The organism is Candidatus Binatia bacterium (genome assembly GCA_023150935.1).
Lineage (GTDB): Bacteria > Desulfobacterota > Binatia > HRBIN30 > HRBIN30 > JAKLJW01.
Genome location: JAKLJW010000034.1, coordinates 8282 through 27682, shown reverse-complemented (window position 1 = coordinate 27682; position 19401 = coordinate 8282). Strand labels below are relative to the sequence as shown.

Annotated in this window: 12 protein-coding genes; 2 read left to right on the top strand and 10 right to left on the bottom strand. The window is 68.6% G+C overall.

All coding sequences use genetic code 11. The features are described from left to right. Nucleotides 1–140 precede the first annotated feature (140 nt). From L6Q96_17455 to L6Q96_17415, 9 genes are all read right to left on the bottom strand, one after another. Nucleotides 141–353 (bottom strand): type II toxin-antitoxin system HicA family toxin, encoded by a 213-nt coding sequence (locus tag L6Q96_17455; protein ID MCK6556345.1) that lies wholly within the window; start codon nucleotides 351–353, stop codon nucleotides 141–143. A gap of 2 nt (nucleotides 354–355) precedes the next feature. Then, nucleotides 356–553, bottom strand: a complete 198-nt coding sequence (locus tag L6Q96_17450) for a type II toxin-antitoxin system HicB family antitoxin (GenBank protein ID MCK6556344.1) — start codon at nucleotides 551–553, stop codon at nucleotides 356–358. A 333-nt stretch (nucleotides 554–886) separates the two neighbouring features. Then, nucleotides 887–4336 (bottom strand): thrombospondin type 3 repeat-containing protein, encoded by a 3450-nt coding sequence (locus L6Q96_17445; protein ID MCK6556343.1) that lies wholly within the window; start codon nucleotides 4334–4336, stop codon nucleotides 887–889. Nucleotides 4337–4354: 18 nt separating this feature from the next. Beyond that, nucleotides 4355–8497 (bottom strand): matrixin family metalloprotease, encoded by a 4143-nt coding sequence (locus L6Q96_17440; GenBank protein ID MCK6556342.1) that lies wholly within the window; start codon nucleotides 8495–8497, stop codon nucleotides 4355–4357. A 5-nt stretch (nucleotides 8498–8502) separates the two neighbouring features. Then, the gene (locus L6Q96_17435) at nucleotides 8503–8982 is read right to left on the bottom strand and encodes a hypothetical protein (GenBank protein ID MCK6556341.1); all 480 of its coding nucleotides are present in this window, start codon (nucleotides 8980–8982) and stop codon (nucleotides 8503–8505) included. After that, a complete protein-coding gene (locus L6Q96_17430; GenBank protein ID MCK6556340.1) occupies nucleotides 8979–9620 on the bottom strand; it encodes a hypothetical protein in 642 nt (213 codons plus the stop codon). The genes L6Q96_17435 and L6Q96_17430 overlap by 4 nt, the downstream gene beginning before the upstream one ends. Further along, nucleotides 9617–11737 carry a hypothetical protein gene (locus tag L6Q96_17425; GenBank protein ID MCK6556339.1) on the bottom strand — a complete coding sequence of 707 codons (2121 nt, stop codon included), beginning with the start codon at nucleotides 11735–11737 and terminating at the stop codon, nucleotides 9617–9619. The genes L6Q96_17430 and L6Q96_17425 overlap by 4 nt, the downstream gene beginning before the upstream one ends. A gap of 7 nt (nucleotides 11738–11744) precedes the next feature. Further along, the gene (locus L6Q96_17420) at nucleotides 11745–12854 is read right to left on the bottom strand and encodes a hypothetical protein (GenBank protein ID MCK6556338.1); all 1110 of its coding nucleotides are present in this window, start codon (nucleotides 12852–12854) and stop codon (nucleotides 11745–11747) included. A 10-nt stretch (nucleotides 12855–12864) separates the two neighbouring features. Further along, nucleotides 12865–13815 carry a hypothetical protein gene (locus L6Q96_17415; protein MCK6556337.1) on the bottom strand — a complete coding sequence of 317 codons (951 nt, stop codon included), beginning with the start codon at nucleotides 13813–13815 and terminating at the stop codon, nucleotides 12865–12867. Between the two features lie 628 nt (nucleotides 13816–14443). Here L6Q96_17415 and L6Q96_17410 point away from each other — a divergent pair. Together L6Q96_17410 and L6Q96_17405 are read left to right on the top strand one after the other, a co-directional pair. Then, the gene (locus tag L6Q96_17410) at nucleotides 14444–16171 is read left to right on the top strand and encodes a hypothetical protein (GenBank protein MCK6556336.1); all 1728 of its coding nucleotides are present in this window, start codon (nucleotides 14444–14446) and stop codon (nucleotides 16169–16171) included. Nucleotides 16172–16306: 135 nt separating this feature from the next. After that, nucleotides 16307–17644: a VCBS repeat-containing protein gene (locus tag L6Q96_17405; protein MCK6556335.1), complete on the top strand. Its 1338-nt coding sequence runs from the start codon at nucleotides 16307–16309 to the stop codon at nucleotides 17642–17644. Nucleotides 17645–17797: 153 nt separating this feature from the next. On the opposite strand, the gene L6Q96_17400 is transcribed toward L6Q96_17405, so the two are convergent. After that, nucleotides 17798–18973 (bottom strand): beta-lactamase family protein, encoded by a 1176-nt coding sequence (locus L6Q96_17400; protein ID MCK6556334.1) that lies wholly within the window; start codon nucleotides 18971–18973, stop codon nucleotides 17798–17800. Between the last annotated feature and the right edge of the window lie 428 nt (nucleotides 18974–19401).

Here is a 19401-nt window from a genome sequence, read left to right as displayed (position 1 = left end):
TTCTTCGCGCCGTGCGCGCAAACTCGGAAATCGAAAACCAGAAGGGAGCATTCCTTCGCGGAACCGGAAGATGCGGGCGCCGCCGCGCTTTTCGCCGGAACCTGGACCGGCTGGTTCGGCTTGGCGCGTGAGCCATCCGATTAGAGGAGCTTTCGGAACTCGTCGATCGTGAACCCGGCGTCCACCACGATTCGCCCCATCGTAAACGCGTTCACAGGGTCGTGGCGAGGAATCGTGAGCGTCCGCCTCCCGTCTGTCATCACGACATGTTTCCCTTGTCGCGCAATACGGAAGCCCGCTTTCTGAAACGCGCGGACTGCGTCGAGGTGATTAATGCCCGGCAGCTTCGGCATCCTCAGGCCGCCACCTCGACTTCGCGGATCTCAGCGCCTTCCACCTGTTCCATGGTGACCTCGATATATTCGCGGATCGCGACGACGATGTTTGCCAGCGCCTCTTCCTCCGTGTCCCCTTGCGAGACGCAGCCCGGTAGCCCCGGAACCCAAACGCAGACGCCTTCTTCGGAGCGATGGAGCGCAACTCGGTACTTCATTGTAACCTCCGACGCAGACTATATGCCGCCGGGTCTGATTGATCCACTGGCGCCGAATCGGCCGAAAGCCAGCGCTCAGCCGCCGGCCCGCGGCCCCTCGCAGAAACTCGGAAATCGCAAATCAGCGCCGGCTACCGCCCGCAACCCAATGGCCCGATCAGCCATCCGATTTCTTCGCGCCGTGCGCGCAAACACGGAATTCGTAAGTCAGGGTGAGCGGTTGCGGATACGTTGCCATACTTATCCCGACGAGTACTAAGCGCGGCTCGGTGGGAGGCTCGCCCGCCCCATCCGAGTTACTTGTGCGGTTCGCGCCCCCGCGAGAACCGCAAATCAGGGCAGGACGTCGATCACGAACTGCATCGTGTGCGCGGCCAGCGAGCCGTGGGCGGCGTTGTGGAAGTCGTATTCGACTTGAAACACGTGCAGCCCCGCGGCGGCATCGGCGGAGGTGGCGATCGTGAAGGGCGCCGCGACATCCCCGGTGGTCGGGTTGAAGCTTATCGAGCTTGGCGTGAACGAGACCCCAGCCGGCAGGTTCGTCGGCGCATAGTGGAAGTGATCCAGCGTCGCCAGCGCTCCGGCGCCGACGTTGAAATCGCGACTGTCGTTGATGCTGCCGGGACGCGGTAGCGTGTAGTCTGGATCCGGCGTCGTATCGAGCGTGACGGCGATCGACTCGCGCACGGTGAGATTGGCCGGATTGCGCGCCACCGCCGTGATTGTATTGGCGCCTTCCTGCAGCTCTACGCCACCGGCCGTGAACGTGGTTCCGACCACACTCGCCTTTACGCCGTTGACGATCACCAGCGTCGCCGGGTCGTCGACCGTGCCCGTGACCGTAATGGGCGTGGCATCGAGCGTGGCCCCGTTCGCCGGGCCGGTAATCGCGACACTCGGCGGGTCGATCGCCGGCGCCACGGCGGCCACCGGCAGGTGAGCGTAGACGAGGATTGCCCGGCCGGCCGCGACGGGTGCCGCCGGACCGACCGATGCACCGGCCAGCCAGAAACTCGTCTCGAAGCGGCCGCTGGCCGGATCGAGACTCTGCACGCTCGCCACGGTGAGCTCCGTCCCCATGTGCCCCAGCACGGAGCGCGTCGTGAAACCCGCCGGTACGCAAGGGAAGCCGACGAGGTTCGCTCCCGGCTGGAGGGCGTGCGTCGGACAGCTCGGCGTGCCGGGGAAGGTGACCCGTCGCGCCGTTAGCATGCGCACGAAGTAGCCTTCGGCGGCCGAGATCGGGAAGTCGACGCCGTGCGGTACCCCACCGACGTAATCCGCCTCCTGCACGCTCTGGGTTCCCTGGTCGAGACGCGCAAGGCCGGCCACCTGCGAGGGGTTGCCGAGTAACGGCAGGAGCTGGAACGCGGTCAGACCCGCCGGTACGGCAACCGGGTAAGCGAAGAGGTTGAGGCCGGGCTGCAGGTCGACGTCGGCGTCGACCGGCGAGGTGCCGCGCGCCGTCTCGGCGGCGTTGGACCAGCCGTCGAAGTCGAGGTCCTCGTCTCCATCGACGATCCCGTCGCCGTCGCTGTCTGCGGCGCGCGGGTCGGTGATGGTCACGCCCACCTCGATCGCGTCGGTCACGCCGTCGTTGTCGTCGTCGTCATCGCAGGCGTCGCCGAGGCCGTCGCCGTCGAAATCAGCCTGCGCCGGATTGTGGGCGGTTGGGCAGTTGTCGACGGGGTTGAGTATGTTGTCGCCGTCGAGGTCGTCGGCGGTGGCGTCGCAGAAGTCGCCGAGGCCGTCGCCGTCGGAGTCCTCCTGGGCCGGGTTCGCCACGAACTGGCAGTTGTCGAGTGGACCGCCGATCTGCGCCGATTGCCGCAAGGTGGCCAGCGGGCCGTTCGGCAAGTAGTACTGCGTGTAGGTCGAACCGTCGGTGGCGACAAAGAACTGCGTTCGCGTGTTCTGCGCGTTCGCCGGCAGCACGGCGGCGATCGGACCCGCGTCGGTGTCGATGGCAATGGTATCCCGGGCCAGCACGCCGAAGCAGCCGCACACGTTCGTATCGATGCCCAGGGCCAGCCATCCCTGCAGCGGTTGATCGGCCGGCGGCACATCGCTCGCCGTGAAACTGCGGTTCTTCAAGTCGAAGACGCCGAGCCGTACGCCGCGCGCCTCGCCGACGAGGTACTTCTCGACACTCACGAAGGCGGACGTATTGCCGACGACGGGCAGCGACGTGGCGGTAATCCCGGTCGCCGAGACGAGCTGGAAAGGCGTATCCGACGGCGCCGCGGGAACGCGCATGTCGTCGATGCCGTCGTTGTCGTCGTCGGGGTCGCAGGGGTCGCCGAGGCCGTCGGAATCGTTGTCCTGCTGCGCGGCATTCGCCACCGCCGCGCAGTTGTCACACGGGTCACCGACGCCGTCTCCGTCGCCATCGACCTGCGACGCATTGGCAACGAGCCGGCAGTTGTCGTTCCCGTCGGCCGCTCCGTCGCCGTCGTCGTCGGGGTCGCAGGCGTCGCCGAGCGTATCGCCGTCGGTGTCGGTCTGGCTCGGATTCGGAATGGTGGGGCAGTTGTCGACGCGGTCGCCGATGCCGTCCGCATCGGCGTCCAGTGCCGGGTAGCTGTCGGGGTCGTTCGGGTCCGTACCCTGCTGGACCTCGATGCCGTCCGTCACGCCGTCGTTGTCCGAGTCGGCGTCGAGGGGGTCCGTCACCGGCGACCCATTGACCTCGGCGCCGTCGCCGCGGCCGTCGCGGTCCGTATCCCCGATCGTCGGCGAGGTTCCATGCGTATTCGCTTCGGCACCGTCATTAAGACCGTCGCCGTCGGTGTCGGCGAGGCGCGGGTTAGTACCGCGCTGAAACTCCTGCAGTACGGTGAGGCCGTCGGCGTCGGGGTCGTGACTGGCATCGGCCGCGCTGTTCGGGTTGAAACCGTTGGCGGTTTCGTAATCGTTCGGCAAACCGTCGCCGTCGGTGTCGGCGACCGCCTGCAGGGTCAGCGGGGCGCCGAGCAGTTGCAGATCGCCGCGGCGCTGGTTGGACGCGAGGGCTTGCGTAACTGTCCCCTTGCCGGCCGAGCCGCCGAGCGCCGTGAGTTGTGCGAGTTCGCCGCCGGCCATCGCCTTCGTTGTGCCTGTCGTGGCGTCGTAGAGGTTACCGAGGTGGGCCGCGGCGACGCCGGCCGCATAACCGTCCTGCGTCACGGCGCTCAGTGGGAAGGCGGCACCGGGCAGGGCGATGAGAACGACGGCGCCCGGCTGCGGCGTGGTTCCGTCCGCTTGCACCACCTGTGCGCCGAGACCGTTTGCCGCCTCCGGGAAACTTGCCGTCATCGTGACGACGGACAGGGCGGCGCCGCTGGCCGGCACGATGGCCGCCGGCCCACCGGCCCTGGCCGTGGTCGCCGTGCGGAAAAAGTACGGCGTTTCCGGTGCGAGGCCGGAAACGCGCACGCGCAGCACCCCGGCGTCCTCGCCGGCGACGGCGACGGTCGGATCGCCGCCGACCAGTGCCCACGGGGTTATTGCCGCGCCGGGCACGGGCACGGTGCCGAGTACGTCGGCATATACCTGCACGGTGCCGGTGCTGGCGCCCTGGACGGTCCAGACCGCCGCGAAGCTCGTCGGCGTTACGTCCGTGACCACGATGTCGCGGAGTAGCGGTCCCGCGGCGCGGGCCGGCGTTGCCCACAGGGCGACCAGCACGGCGAATAACGCCGGGGCGGTGCGAAGCCGCCATGTCGCCTTCACCGAAGCCGCGGTGATCTCGTCGCGGCTTCGCGGCCGTCCGGGGCCGAGCTGATCGAAGCGGGGTCGTTTCATTCGTCGACAGCCTGCGCGTTACGGGTAAGTGAACCCCTGCGACGTTACCGCCGCTTGTTCGTTGGTGGCGCGGTCCTTGACCTTCTGTACCTGCACGGTGTTGGCCCCGTTGAGCAGTTTCGGTCGCGACGGCCGGTACTCGACCTGAATATCCGTGAAGGCGGAATCGGTCACGAGGCTCGGCGGCAGCGCGGTCAACACCTTGCCGCCGGCGGTGACCTGCAAGCGCTCGGGGAAGCTCGGCGGCACCGCCGGTGGGGTGGCGCCGTTGAAGAACGAAGTGCCGTTCAGCAGCGCGTTCAATGTTGCCAGGTCGATGCCACCGCCCGGATCCGTCACCGTCGTGGTGATCACGACCGGCAGGGCGACCAGGTTCGTCGACTCGGCGAACAGATTGGCGTCCGTGAAGGTCTTCTGATCCAGGGTCGTGCCGTCGGCGAACAGCCAGGTGACCGGGATGGCCGGCGTCTTGCCGACCACCTGGTTGACGCCCCCCACGTCTCCCATCGTCGCCGCCGCCGTCGTCAGTCCGCTGGCGTCGGTGGTGGCCACCGTGGGTGCGACGCTCGTCGGCTGCAGTCCGAAGTCGGTTTCCTTGTTGCCGTCCTCGCGTTGCACCTCGAAGGTGATGGCGACGCCGGGCACGGCTTTCGGGGTCTTCTGCGTGAAGTTCTCGTCGCGGAAGTCCCCGTTGTCGTCGTCCTTCGAGTCGTTGTTGGCGTCGGTGTAGCGGTCGGTGCGTTGATAACGCAGGACGAGCTTGCGGACCGGACTGGGCAGGGGTTGGCCGATCATCGCCTGATCGTTCTGGACGGACGCGGTGACCATCTCCGGGCCCATGTCGACGTCGACCTTGTACACCTGCGCCGGGGCGCTGCCGGTGGCCGGAGCGGCGGTTATCGTGTACGTGCCCGCCAGTCCGGCCGTACCCTTATTGCCGAACTCGTCGATGGTCGGAATCAGCGACGTCTCGGCGATAACCATCGCGACGTGCAGGCCATCGGCGTTGGTGAGGAAGTTGGTAAAGCCGATGCCATCGGGGCCGAGCCCCGGCTGTACGGTCAGTCCCGCCGGGGCGCCGTAGTTGACGAGGACGTCGGGTACCGGGTTGTCGAACTGGTCGAACACCTGCACCTGCAGCGCATTGAGCCGCGCCGTTCCGAGCGTAAGCGCGTTGAAGTTGGACTTGTTGCTGCGCGCCTTCGCGGGGACATCCGCCTTCGGCGTCGCTTCGAACAGCAACGGTTTGGACTGGCCGGGCACGAACGCCGCGACGAGTTGCGGGGCGGCGACCTGTTTGCCCAGCTTGAAGGTCGTGGTCGCCTTTCCCGGCGCCCCGGTAGTCTGCGCGCCGGTCGGATTGATCGAGCCGCCGCCGCCCACGACCTTGAATGCCACCAGAGCGCCCGACACCGGGGCGCCGTTGACATCGGCGAGGATGATATCGAGCGGATTGGGCAGGGTCTTGCCGACGGTGCCCTGCTGGCGGTCGCCGTTCATGGTAATCGACGCGATTGCCTTGTCGGTGGCGGCGACCGTGAAGGTGACCGGGGCAGCGCCCGGCACGGTGACGGTAATGGTGTACACGCCGGGCGTGGCGGACAGCGTGGTCTGGACCGTGACGATACCGGAGTTGTTGGTGGTGAGCACCGTGGTCCCGGCGTTCGCCGGATCGAGCGTGCTGCCGACTTCCGTGCCGGTCGCGACGAAGGTCACCGGAACTCCGGCGACGGGGGCGCCGGTGGGACCGGTGAGGAAGATCGAGAGGGGTTGCGGCAACGTGCTGCCGGCAAGCCCGGTCTGGAAGTCGCCGCCGATGATCGACAGTTGCGTCGGTGCGGCGCGGGTTGCGATGGTGAGACTGACGCGGTAGGCCCCGGTGCCGCCGCCGGGGACGTTGCTGACGACAATGGTGTGCGTTCCCGTGTTTTCCACGACGAAGTTGTTGATGAGGGGACTGCTGCCGCCGCCGCCGTTGTCGTCGGTGGCGACGGTGACCCCGTACGGGTCTTCGAGGACGAGCACGAGATCGGGGACGCCGCCGGCCACCGCCTCGGCGCGCACCGCGACCAGCGAGCCGGCGAGTGCCGTGAACGTGTACCGGTCCTGCTCGCCGTCGGCGGCGAGCGTGCCTTCGCCCGTCTGCCCGGAGACGAGTTCGGTGGGGCCGTTCGGATCGTCGGTGGCGACCGGGCTTACGACGACGAAGTTCAAGCCGTTGCTCTGGCGGCCGGCGACGGTGACGCGCACAACGCCGCTTCCGGCGTTGCCGGGCACGGTGACGGTCAGGCTCGTCGAGGTTGCGAAGACGACGCCGGCGCCGATGCCGTTGAAGGTGACGACGTTGTTGGCGCCGACGGGATCGAAGCCCTCGCCGAGGATGACGACCACCGTCCCGGGCACTCCGCGGCCCGGGCTCAGTCCGGCGATCACCGGCGCGAAGCTGCTCCCGGGTGCTGGAATGCGAATCCCGGCCCGCGCCGCCAGCATGGTGACCGCGTAACCCTCGCCGTTGACGATGGGGAAGTCGGTTCCGCCGGGATTGCCCCCGGCGTCGTAGGCGGCGACCTGGAAGATGCCGGTGCCGGGGTCGAAGCGCTCGATCCGGTCGACCTCGAATTGCGAGCCCAGGTCCCGCAGCAACCCGAAGGCCGTGTAGCCCGCGGGAGGGCAGGGGACGCCGATCAGATTCAGTCCACGCGCCAGGTCGAGCGTGGGACAGTCGGTTCCGCCGGCGAAGCTCACGACCCTCTGCGCATCGGTGTACACCACGTAAGCCTCGCCGCGCCGGATCGGGAAGTTCGCACCCGACCGGACGGCGCCGGCGTATTCCGCGCGTTCGAACCGTCCGGTGTCCGGAACGAAGCGGTCGATGGCGTTCGCCGCCGTCTCGTCGCCGATCGCCTCGAGCAGGTCGAAAGCCGTCAGATCGGCGGGCGCCGTCACCGGATAGGCGAAGAGGTTGTAGCCCGTGTCGAGAATGCGATTGACGCCGGGTACCTGGACGGTGTTGGTGACGATGTCGATGCCCGCCGTGTCGACGCCGGCGCTGACGGTCAGGGCAAGTCCGGCGAGCGGGTCGGCTTCGACGTTGCTCTCGTTGGCGTCGTAGAACTCCTCGGGGAAGTTGGTGTCGAAGGTGAACTGCACGACCTGGTTGACGCGGGCCGGGTCGAGGCCGACGGGGTCGCCGTCGAGCGGCTCGATGGCGACGAGGTAATTGCCTGCTGCGAGGGCGGGGATCGTGTAACTGCCGTCGTCGCCGCTGTAGGCGCCGACGACGCTTTGTCCGCTGAGAGGATCGACGGCGAACACGTGTCCGCCGAGCACGGCAGCGTTGCTGAAGCCGTTGACGAGCCGTCCGCGGATGGCGCCGAAGGCGGCGCCGTAGGCCGGCTGCGCGGGATAGTAGAACGACGCGTAGGCGACGTCGTCGGCCTTCGGGGTGCGAGCCGCGGCGATGTTGGCGCTCAGGAACGGCCACATGACCGCGTCGCGGATCATCGAGTGGCAGAGGCCGAAGAAGTGTCCGATCTCGTGCAGGGCGACGGCGCGGACATCGATACTGCCGCCCGCCCCGGCGGTGCTCCACGGCTCGCTCGAATTGAAGACAATGTCGCCGTCGAAGATCGTTCCCGCCGGATACGTGCCGGTGGGAATGTCGGCGGTGCCGTCGCCGTCGAGGTCGGCGTTTGCCGTGTCGATCGCCGTATCCTGCGCGAAGGAGAAAGTGATGGCCACCGCGAGCACGCCGGGCGGGAACAATACGTCGGGGTCGGTGAAGGTGACGAGATTGACGCCGTCGACGCCGGCGGCGAGCGGACCGCCGCGGCCGGCGTCGCGCAGCGGTACCTGCCCGTCGAACGTGAAGTCGAGGCGCGACGCCGGCAGAGCCTCCCACGTGTCGAACGCCGCCGTCAGTTCGCCGATCAGGGTCGCGTTGTCGATGCCCGATCCCGGGATGCCGTCCTGACTTAACACCCAGGCGATGGGTTGCATGCGGTCGTCCCAGATCTTGTCGATCGCCTGGGTCAAGTTGTTGGGATTCCGGAACTGCGTGTTGCCGCCGGCCCACAACGGCCGGACGCAGCTCAGCACCGCGACGGCCGTGGCCGCGAACAGGTAAGCCGTCCGGCGGCTATTCGCGCGCGCGCTCGCCATCGTCGTCAGCGTCCGGCCGCGCCCTTTCCGGCCAACGATTGGCGGTACGCTTCGACGGCGGCCCGGCGCTCGGCCCTCGGCACGATCGCCGAGCCGGCGCCGTCGCGTTCGGTAACGTCGCGGAACCTGAACAGCGGCGATGCATTCACCGCCGGCGCGGTCTCGGCCTCGATCGTGCGGCTGATGCCCCCTGCGTCCGCCGGCGGTGGCGGCGGCGGCGGAGCCGGGTCAGGCGCCGTGGGCGCGGTGGTGGTGGGGGCGGTCGCTATGCCGAGCTGTTGGAGGTAGCGGTGCGCGTCTTCGGACAGGAGACGCGAGGTGGCGACAGGGCTCGACGATTCGATCCGATGCGGTTCCGAGGCAACCGGAGGTTCCGGCACCAGGTCGGCGGGCGGCGCGGTTAGCTGCGCGCCGGCAGGGCCGACCATGGCGAGGCCGAGAGCTGCAAAGCCGGCGACGAACAGGCAAGCGAATCCGCGCGTCATCTGGGCACCTCGCCGCGGGTATTGGCCTGCCGGGCGACTGCCGCGTCGATCCGGCGACGCATGGCGTCGAGCGTGGGGGCGGCGGTTTCGATGCGACGGTGTTCGCCCTCGCGCTCGACCAGCAAGCGATGCGGGGCCCCGGGCAGGGTCGGAACGCCCGATGTCGGGTCCGGGCGAATAACCAACTTGCCCTGCGCGCCGCCGACCAGTTGTCGCGTGCCGGGCCGGGTCTGGCGGACGAACAGGACGACCTCCTCCCCGGGGCTCAAGACCGCGTCCTCGGAGACCGACATCGTCACCGGCACGCCGAGGCGCGGGTGGACGGCGGTGCCGCCGAGCTGAGTGACCTCGACCTCGTCCACCGGGCGGCCCTTGAGCGACTCGCCGACGGCCACCTGCGACACGGTTACGATCAGTTTGCCCTGCCAGCGCGGTGTGCTGTGCAGCACCCGACCGACGACGATATCGTCGGCCAGCGAGACCATGTCGTCGAGGCTGAACTCGCGTTCGCTGACGGCGCGCACGGGCAGGGCCCCGGCGAGCGCCACGGCGAGCGCGGCGGCAACCGGGAGCGCACGGCGCCGCGTCCCCGGCCCTCGGCGTTCGGCGGCAGAAGTCGGTGAGGCGACGGCGTTCATGGCACCTTCCTGATCTGGATCGTGGTCACCGGTGCACTGGCGTCGAGCTTGATGCGGTGGTTGAGATCGGCGGCGTCGGCTTCGCCCGTGCCGTCGCCGTTTTCGTCGAGTCCGCGCTGCGCGTTGTTGCGGTCCTTCATGTCCCGGGCGACCAGGCGCACGATGGCGTCCTTGCCGGGGTCGGTCAGCGACGAGTCGGAGTTGCCGCTGTTGTCCGCCGTTACCGTCAGACTGCCCTTCCAGGTGTCGTTGTCCGTGTACTTCTTGCCGAACGCGCCGGCGAAGGCGATCGGTGCGGCGCCCCCGGCGCCTTGCGGATCGAGCTCGACCCGAAAGCTTGCCCAGGCCGTGTCCATACCCTCCGAGAAGCGCACCCTGACGCAGATCTTGCGGCCGGCCGCCGCGAACGCCGGCTGCTGCGACGTCGCGAGGTAGCCCGGTCCGGGGTAGGGATTCGGATTCTGGTGCTTGTAGTTGTACAGGGCGAATTCGCAGCCGGGGTGATCGGCATCGACCTGAGAGGCGGCGCTGTTATCGCGGTCCTGGTAGAGCGTGAGTTCTTTGATAAAGGGCGGATAGTTCTCGAGGCGAACCTTCTGGATCTGCAGGTCGACGTTGGGGTGAACGAGGTCCGAAGCGACCACGTGGATCGTGTAGTCGCCGTCGGGAAAGCGCGCGTCGGTGGGTTTCGTGGCCAGGGGTTTGCCGGCGTAGTTGGCGTGCGCCGGTGTGGCGGCGTTGTCCTCCTTGGCCCTGGTGCGCCAGTACTGGTTGACGTCGACGTCGGCGCGGACCCCCGTCTCTCCTTTGGCGTGGGTGACGATGAAATGGTGCAGAATGGGCCACGGGAAATTGGTCGTGCCTTCTTTGACCACCGAATTGCAGGCGGCGCCGGGGTAAGCGGTGCAGTTGGCCAGGCCCTTGCAGCCGCTATTGGCGGTGTCCTGGATGTCGGCCAGTAAGGAGCAGTTCGTCGGCGCCCCGAGACCGAAATAGTTGGTGCGGAAGTCATAGAGCTTGTAAGGCTTGGCCGCGCTCTTGACGTCGTCGAGATCTTCGGCGTCGGGAAGCGGCCCTTCGACCCAGTAGGCCAGATCGATCGGCGCCTGGCGGGGGTTGGTCCCCTGACTGTCGGTGACCTCGACGTGGATGTCGAGATCGCCGGACAGCGGTTTGGTGTCGTGATCGTAGTCCAGGTAGTTGGTCGGCGTGGCGTCGCCGTGGTCGCGGTAAAGAGCCTTCTTGCCGTCGCCGTTCTCGTCGAAGAGCGCCGGCGAGTTGCCCAGCGGATCGCGGTCGGCGTCGGCGGTGAAGATAGTCAGGAAGTGGCGGGCACTGCTGGCGAAAGCCGAGCCGACGGTGACCATCGAGTGGACGTGGTCGGTGAAGTCGCCGGCGAAGCGCTGGGTGCCCACCCTGGCGAGTTTCTGTCCCGGAGCGACGACATCGCCGACCGCGACGATGGGTCCGTTGCCGCCGGTATTGGCGATATGGTTGAAGCTGTCGTACTCGACGTTGCCGCCGCCGAGGTCGACCAGCACGGCCACGAAGCCGTCGTCGGCGACCGTGTTGTTGGGGATGACCTGATTGACGATGCCGCCCCGCGGGGCGCGTACGTCGTCGCCGGCGGTGGCGCCGCTGGTGGTGCGATTCAGGTCGACCCCGTCGTGGTAGCCCGAGGTGACGCCGTCGCCGCCGCGGATGCCCGCCCACGCCAGCACCTCGTTGAAACCGTGCAGCACCTCGCGGCCTCCGGAGATCGGCCACTTGACGCTGACCGACGTCGTGAACTCGCCGCCGATCTTGCAGCCCACCGCATCGCACGCAAACAGGCGATAGCGGTACGCGCTGGCGTTGTTGACGCCGCTGTCGACGAAGGTGGTCACGTTCTGACCGGGGTCCCCGACCTTGGCGATCGGCGCGCCATCGACCGCGCGCCACACCTCGTAGCGGGTTTCGTCGGGGACGTCGTTCCAGCGGACTCGTATGGCCGGCGGGGTCGAGTAGATCGCAACCGCCCCGACACCGGTCGGGCCGTTCACGGGGTCCGCCGGGGCCGGACGCGGAAGGGCGACCGTGATTGCCGCGCCCACGACGAGGAGCAGTGCGCCGCGCATCGCTGCCTCACCGCTCCGGAGCGGCTTCGATTCTGCGGTCCTGCAGTAACACCCGCCGCTCGCCCGTCGGTGCGGTGTCGATGGCGAGGACCGGTGGCGCTTCGGCGAGGCCCAGGGTGCCGAGGTCGGTGCTCGCCACCGTGCCGTTCCGGACGTCGAGGCTGCGCAGTGTCAGGTTGGCGCGGCCGGCACGCTGGTCGCGCTGCGCGCTGACGATCGTCAATCGGCCGGACGCGGAATCGAAGCGCAGACCGCCCGCGAGCAACAGGTCGATGTCTGCCGCCGTGCGCCATGCCAGCGCCCCCGATGGCGCGTCGAGCATCGCCACCACATTCTGTCCAACCACCGCCACCTGTCGCGAGTCGTCGCTGGCGAGGCCCTGGTATACGGTCGGGAGCGTGTGGGACCGGATGACCTCGTTTCGCGGCCCCATGACCGTGACCGTCGATGTGCCGGCGAGAAGATCCTGGCGGAGGAGCACTAAACGCGTTGTGTCGGGCGTCACGACAACGTCGGGCACGTCGGTGCCTTTCCAGGCGTAGCGCCAGCGTACGGTGCCGTCGGGGCCATACACGACGATTGAGCGATCGTCGCCGGCGGGGCCCTGGTTGACGGTGACGAGGCGGCCGTCGCGCAACGGCGTGTACTTTACCAGCGCAAGGCCGGGTTCGCGCACCTGTCCGAGTCGCCTGCCGTCGAGAGCGTAGAAGTCGATTTCGTGGGGGCGAACGGGGACGTGCAAGGCCTCGACGAGCGTGAAGATGCCGTTGTCGGTGACGATCGGAGCCCGTGCTCCGGGAAGCGTTGCCGCACCCACCTGGCGTCCGGTGGGATCGAGCACACGCAATTCCGTGCCCGTAGCGCCGGCGCGCACCAGGCCGACCAGGTCGCCGACCGGCTGGCCGGGTACGTTCCAGCCGTTCAAGGGCTCGGCGGTCGAGCTGTCCGGGCGCACGAAGACCAGCGCTCCGGCTTCCTCGTAGAGGTGGGCGTTCAGATACTTGCGTCCGGCCGGGAGCGGCTCGACCACCTGCGCCCAAACCCGGGGCGGGCCCGGGCTGGAGATGACGGCGAGAACCGCGAGGAGTGCCGCGAGAGATCGGCGCCGGAAACCCATGGCGAAATCCTTACGGCACATTCTCGCCGAAGTGGTTGAGGACGCGCTGGGCGTCGAGGACGTCGATCGCGCCGTCGGCGACGGCGTCGAGGTCGGCGTTGAAACGGCACTGACCGGCGCGGCTGTCGTCGGCATCGAGGACGCGCTGGGCATCGAGCGCGTCGATCGTGCCGTCGCACCGGACGTCGGCGAAATGACAGTGGACGGGCAATTCCAGTTCGACGATGGCCGGGGTTTCCTCGTGCGCCGGCGCGCGGCGGTAGCGGACGAGCTGGTGCGATACCAGTCCCGCGCAGGCGAGGCCGCGGAACTCGGTCAGCCGCAATACCTGTCCGGCGGGGACGGTGACGTTCTTGCCCGTGGCGGTCGAAAAGAGATTGTTGAGGTCGACGGCGGCGGTCGGTACGGGCATGCCCTCGCCGACGAAGGCGGTTAGCGGGTAGGCGCCGAGACCCGGCGCGTCAACCACCAGCAATGCGCCGGCGGCCGGGGTGACGCCGTCGGGGAGGAACACGTCGTGGCGGATGACGTCGTTGACCCGCAACTGGTTGGCGGCGTCGAGGACGGTAGTTTCCGCCGGCGTTTGCGCCGCCAGGAACGGGGGGGCAGCCGGGGATTCGACGGTGCCGCCGGCCCCGGTGGTGACGGTCTGGACGTAAACCGTGGTGTTCGGGTTGACGCCGGTGACGGAAACCTTGACGACGCCATGGGCGAGCGCCGGCGGGAACGCGGCGCTTACGAGGGAGATGGTTAGCGTGCCGGTGATCTCGCCGGTGCCGTTAGCGCCGGTAAACACGCGCACCCCGGCGCTGACTACGGACTCGTCGGAGACCCACACGATCGAGAATCCGCGCGGCGCGGCATCGGTAATGGCGATGTCGCGCACGGCCGCCGTCGCAGCCGGCGCACTCATGGCGGTCACGACGCCCGCCAGTACGAGCATGCGAGTCGAACGAAACAAGCAGAACCTCAATTACGATAGCGGATTGCACGACCATTCCACTCGCCAGTTGGAGTTGTCAAGGTGGTCGGCACGCGCATAACTCCGCTCTTAAGGGACGGTTCTCTTGCGAAAGGACGCCGGCCATTGTGTGTGCAGGCCCCGGTGCGATGTGGCTCGCCGTCGCATGACGCCCTTTCGGGGGTTCGGCTTCCGGTCTTTGAATCGTTCCCCGGGGCGTTGCCCCGGGCTGGCGAATGGCCGTCCCTTCGGGCCTGAGCATCGGATGGAACGTCGGCTCGCGCGCACGCCCCGAAGGGGCAAAAGGCATCAGCCCGGGGCAACGCCCCGGGTCAAGGCGAGCGTGGACACCGAGCCCTGAAAGGGCGGGACTCGACTCGACGCGCCATGTTCCATATCGGAGCGGAGATTCTCGCCCGTTGGGCGAGCGAGCCGGCGCCGGAAACGCTGGCTGGACAGGGGTCGCGCCTACGACCCGGCGGGTTAGAGCGGAGTTACGGCACGCGCTCCGCGCCCGGGTTCCACCTTGACAGACTCCGACGGCGGCCGATATGTCACGAGGACAACGCCATCGACGGAAGCGGTTCTGAACCACCCGGCGCGGTCGGCGTCCGGAAGCACGACGACGATGTTTACCCGCAGCTTGCAGACATTCGCGGCGGTCCGGTCTTGCGCGCTGCTCATCGCGGTTTGCCTGCCGGTATCGGCGTTGGCGCAAGCCCCGTCGCTGCGGATCGAACCGGCGGCGATCGTGCTCTCGCCGGGGCAGTCGGCGATTGTGCAGGTGAACGCCGCGAACATTCCGGCGCCGGGGCTGGCGGCCTTCCAGTTCGACGTCGGCTTCAATCCCGCCGTCGTGGCGGTCGGCAATCCGAACGAAGCGTACCGCGGTGCGGGCGTGCCGCCGTTCGCGCCGCTCGGTGGGGACCCGATCTGCACGACCGTACGCGGTACCAGCCCGTGCCCCGACCCGCCGTGGATGCCGACGTCGACCGGACGTACGGCTCTGGGTACCGACGTCGTCGATACCGCCGGCGGTCGGGTCCACGTTCTCTACGCCACGTACGGTATTGCCGCGCCGCCTGCGGGTGCCGGTACGGTGGCGCTCTTGCGTGTCACGGCGACCACGACGGCACCGACCTTCCTCACGCTGTCCAACGTCATCCTCGCCGGCGATCAGGAGCCGCCGCTGCCGTTTGCCGTCGCGGCTTACGGGGCCGCCGTCAACGGTGGGTTCTCGCCGACGCCGACGATCGCCTCGACTGCAAGTCCGACCCCGACCTCGACGCCGCCGGTCGGGCCGACGACTCCGATCGTGCCGACGCCGACGTTTACCGTCGGGCCGCCGACCGCCACGGCCACGGGCTCGCGAACGCCGACGCGCACGGCCACCGGTGGTGCCGGGATTACCGCGACGCCGACGCCGACCCCCACCGGCGGTCACGGCATCAGCGGCCGGTTGCGTTACTACAACGGCAGCCACAACGTGAACGGCGCGACGGTCGAGTTGCAAGGGACACCGCCGGCGGCGCAGATGAGCGACAGTGCCGGCCAGTACGCGTTCGGTAATCTCGCGGCGGCGACATGGCAGGTGGCGCCGCGCAAGGACGGCAACTTCGGCTCGGGTATCAGCGCGCTCGACGCGTCGTACGTCTTGCAGTCGGTGGTGGGCCTGCGGGTGCTCAACGCCAATCAGCGACTCGCGGCCGACGTAACCGGCAACGGCTCGATCAGCGCCCTCGATGCGTCGCGGATACTGCAGAAGGTGGTCGGTATTATCGCCCGCATGCCGCTGGCAACGACCTGCAACTCCGACTGGCTCTTCGTGCCGGCGCCGGTGGCGGTGGCTAATCAGCAGGTCGTCCAGCCGGTCATCAGCAGCGGTGTTTGCCAGCCGGGAGCGATCGCTTACGCGCCGCTGGCAGGGGCGGCCGCCGGCCAGGACTTCCTCGGCATTCTGATCGGCGACGTCACCGGCAACTGGGCGCCGAACGCCGGTGCCGCAGCGGCGCTGGTAAGCGGCGAGTCGGCGCCTGCCGTACGTCTCGGGCGAACGCGGAGCGGCCGGCGCGGCGCGCGGCAACGGATTCCCGTGTACGTCGCGGCGGGCGACGCGCTTACGGCGGTGGACTTCCGTGTGGAGTTCGATCCTGAGCGCTTGCGCCTGGCACGAGTGCGGCGCGGACCGCAGGCTGAAGGTGGGGTGCTCGCCTACCACGGCGATACTCCGGGCGTTGTGCGCATCGCCATGGCGAGCGCAACGGCGCTGCCGCCGAACGGGGGCATTCTCGTCATCGAGTTCGAGGGCGACCCGGCGGCGCCGGTACGCATCGGTGCCGCGGCGGCCGGTCCTTGAAATCGATGGGGAGCGCGGGCGGGTGGGTCGAAGATGGCGAACTTCGCGAAGTGCCGATAGCCCGTATTCACCGGTGGCCGGTTTGTGCCACGATGCGCCGCGGAGAAAGAGAGAGGGCCGCCAGAGATGCTGCCGGTGACTTGTAGACGTCTGAATTTACGGGCCGCCACGATCTGGGCTTCGAGTGTCGTCATGGCCGTCGCCGGGGCTTACGCGGCGCGGGCCGGCGGCGAGGAGGCGCGTGCGGTGCGCTTCCAGCCTGCCGCGCGCGGCCTGCCGCACACGGGGCTCTGGAAGTCGCACATCGCCTTCGGCGACGTCGATGCCGACGGCTTCGCCGATCTCGGCGTGGTGTCCCGTCTGGCAGATGGACCGCACGTTTTCCTGTCCGACGGCAAGGGCGGTTGGCGCGATGCCTCGGAGGGCCTGCCGCGCGAAGCGTATTGCGGTGGCGGAATGCAGTTCGCCGACGCCAACAACGACGGCAAGCTCGACGTCGTGGTCGGCGATCACTGCCGGGGGGCGGCGGTTTTTCTCGGTGACGGCCGCGGCGTGTGGCGGGCCGGCTCCAGCGGCCTGCCGGCGTACGGCACGGAGGACGTCGCCGCCGCCGACTTCAACGGCGACCGCTGCCTCGATATCGCCACGGTGGCCGCCAACGAGCACGGCGTGCGGGCTTTCCTCGGCAACTGCAAGGGCGAGTGGACTGAACGATCCGGGGGCCTGGAGCAGAGCGGGTGGGGCAACGCCATTATCGCCGTCGACCTCAATCGGGACGGGCACGTGGATCTGGCGGCGACGCATGCCGGCGGACCGCGCGTGTGGCTCGGCGACGGCAAAGGCGCGTGGCGCAGCGCCGCGGACGGTCTGCCCGTGCCGCCCACCGGAGGGCTCTACTGGGGCATCGCCGCGGGTGACGTCAACGGCGACGGCCTGCTGGACCTGGCCACCGGCGCCGCCGTCCCCGGCGCCGAGGTGTTCATCCAGGAGCGCGGCGGTGCCGCTGGAACACGCTGGCGCGCCGGTGCGGGCGCAATTCCTTCGTACGCCGCGTTGGGCGTGGCCCTCGGCGATCTCAACGGCGACGGACACACCGATCTGGTGATCGCCGGCCGGACGACGACACGATCGCCGGCCGGGGCGTATGGTCTCTTTCCGTTGCTCGGGGACGGGCACGAGCACTGGCAGGCGGCGACGGACAGCGGCCTGCCCGCGAGCGGGCGCGAACGGGTGTGGGGCGTGGGTCTCGGCGACGTCAACGGCGACGGCAAGCTCGACGTCGCGGCGGCGTTCGGCGACCTGAACAACCCGAATCCTGCACCGAAGCCGAAGCTGGAACCACGGCCGGCCGCGGCGGCGGGGAGCACACCGGAGTCGTCCCCGCTGCCCAGGGCGCGACGCCCGCGTCCTGTGGCGCCAAACCGCGGGTACTTCGGTGGCGTGGACGTGTGGGCGGGGTCCTTGGGGTCTTGAGGTCTTGGGGTCTTGGGGTCTTGGGGTCTTGGGGTCTTGAGGGCTTGAGGTCTTGAGGTCTTGAGGTCTTGGGGTCTTGGGGGCTTGGGGGCTTGAGGGCTTGGGGTCTTGGGGCTTGGGGATCGATGTTTGTTGCTGGTCGTTCGTTGTTCGTCAGGCTGTGTGCATTTCGACGACCGCGGCGTGCACCATGTCCGACAGGCGCTGATGCCGCTCCATGCTGCGCGATTCCTCCATCAGCCCGGTCGACAGGAACGCGTAGGTGACGTCGCGGACCGGATCGATCCAGAACACCGTCGAGCCCGCACCGAAGCCGCCGAACGTCGTCGGCGAGGCCAGGGTGCCCATCGGCGTCGGATGCATGCCGCCGCCGCGGACAAAGAAACCGAGGCCGATGTTGGCGGGAAACGGCGTCCAGCCGCGCGCCGCGCGCGTGTAGTCGAACAGGCTGTTGGTCATGGCGCCGGTGCGGATCGTGTGACCCTGCTCGACCGTTGCCGGCGACAGGACCCGGACGTCGCCCAGCACCCCGCCGCCGCGCAGCATTTCGGCAAAACGGTGCACGTCGGCGGCGGTCGACAGGTAGCCCCCGGCGGGGATCTCCGCCTCCTCGGTCACCAGCATTCCGGTCGCCTCGAGAAGTTCCGGCTCCAGAGCCCCGGGACGCCGGTCGCGTACGACCACCGGCGCCATGCGCGCCGCAAGGTCCGGCCGCGCGCCCAACGAGGTGTTCGTCATGCCCAGCGGCTGGAAAAGCTCTTCGGCCATGATCTGACGGTACGGACGGCGCCCGCCGTCGAGGCGCCGGATGACTTCTCCGAGGATCGCGTGTCCGACGATGACGCTGTAGGTCACGCGCGAGCCGGGTTCGGCTTCGAGGATCGTCGCGCACGTCGCGGCGACCACCGATTGCAGGCGCGACACCTCCTCGATCGGCATCGGCGGCATGAGTGCCGGCAGCCCGCCCGTGTGCGTGAGCACGTGCCAGATGGCGACGTTGTCTTTGCCGCGGCAGCCGAACTCGGGAATGATCTCGGCGATCGGGGTGGTGAGCGCCAGCGCGCCGCGTTCGATGTAGTTGAGCACGAGCACGTTGGTGAACTGCTTGCCGATCGACATCGTGAAGAACACCTGGTCCTCGACAAGTGGTTTGCGCTGGGCGCGGTCGGCCCAGCCGAACCAGCGATGAAAAGCCACGCGCCCGTGGCGGGCGACAATTAACTCGCAGCCGTCGAAGCGCTCGGCGGCAATGTCGGCCTCGATGCTATCGGCGAGACGACCGAGACGCCCGGGATCGAACCCCACTTCACGCGGATCGCAAACCTGCATGACCGTGTCCTCCTCGGCTGCGCTGTGTACCGCATTGGAGTCTTCGGCGGAAAGGGGGGCGGCATCCGGATGCGGCAGCCAGTTGCGCGGCGGCGCGCCCCCCCCGCCCGGATTCCCCCGGGTCCAGGAGCCTGTCGGAGAAAGCGGCCCCTCGCCCTTCGACGGGCCTAGCGCGGGCTGGCGCCCGCAACCCAAAGCGAACAACCAGCCCGTTCGCCCCGAGTAGGAGCCCTTCCCCTGGGCTCCGTATCGAGGGGCGCGCCCCTGCCGAGCCTGTCCCTCGATACGCGCCTGAGCCCTTCGATACGCCGATTGAGAAGATATCGGCTACTCAGGGCGATCGGGTCATCGAGAAGGCGCTACTCGGGACGAACGGGAAGGCACTGCCGCTCCATGGCCTGAAGATTTCTTCGCGCCGTGCGCGCACA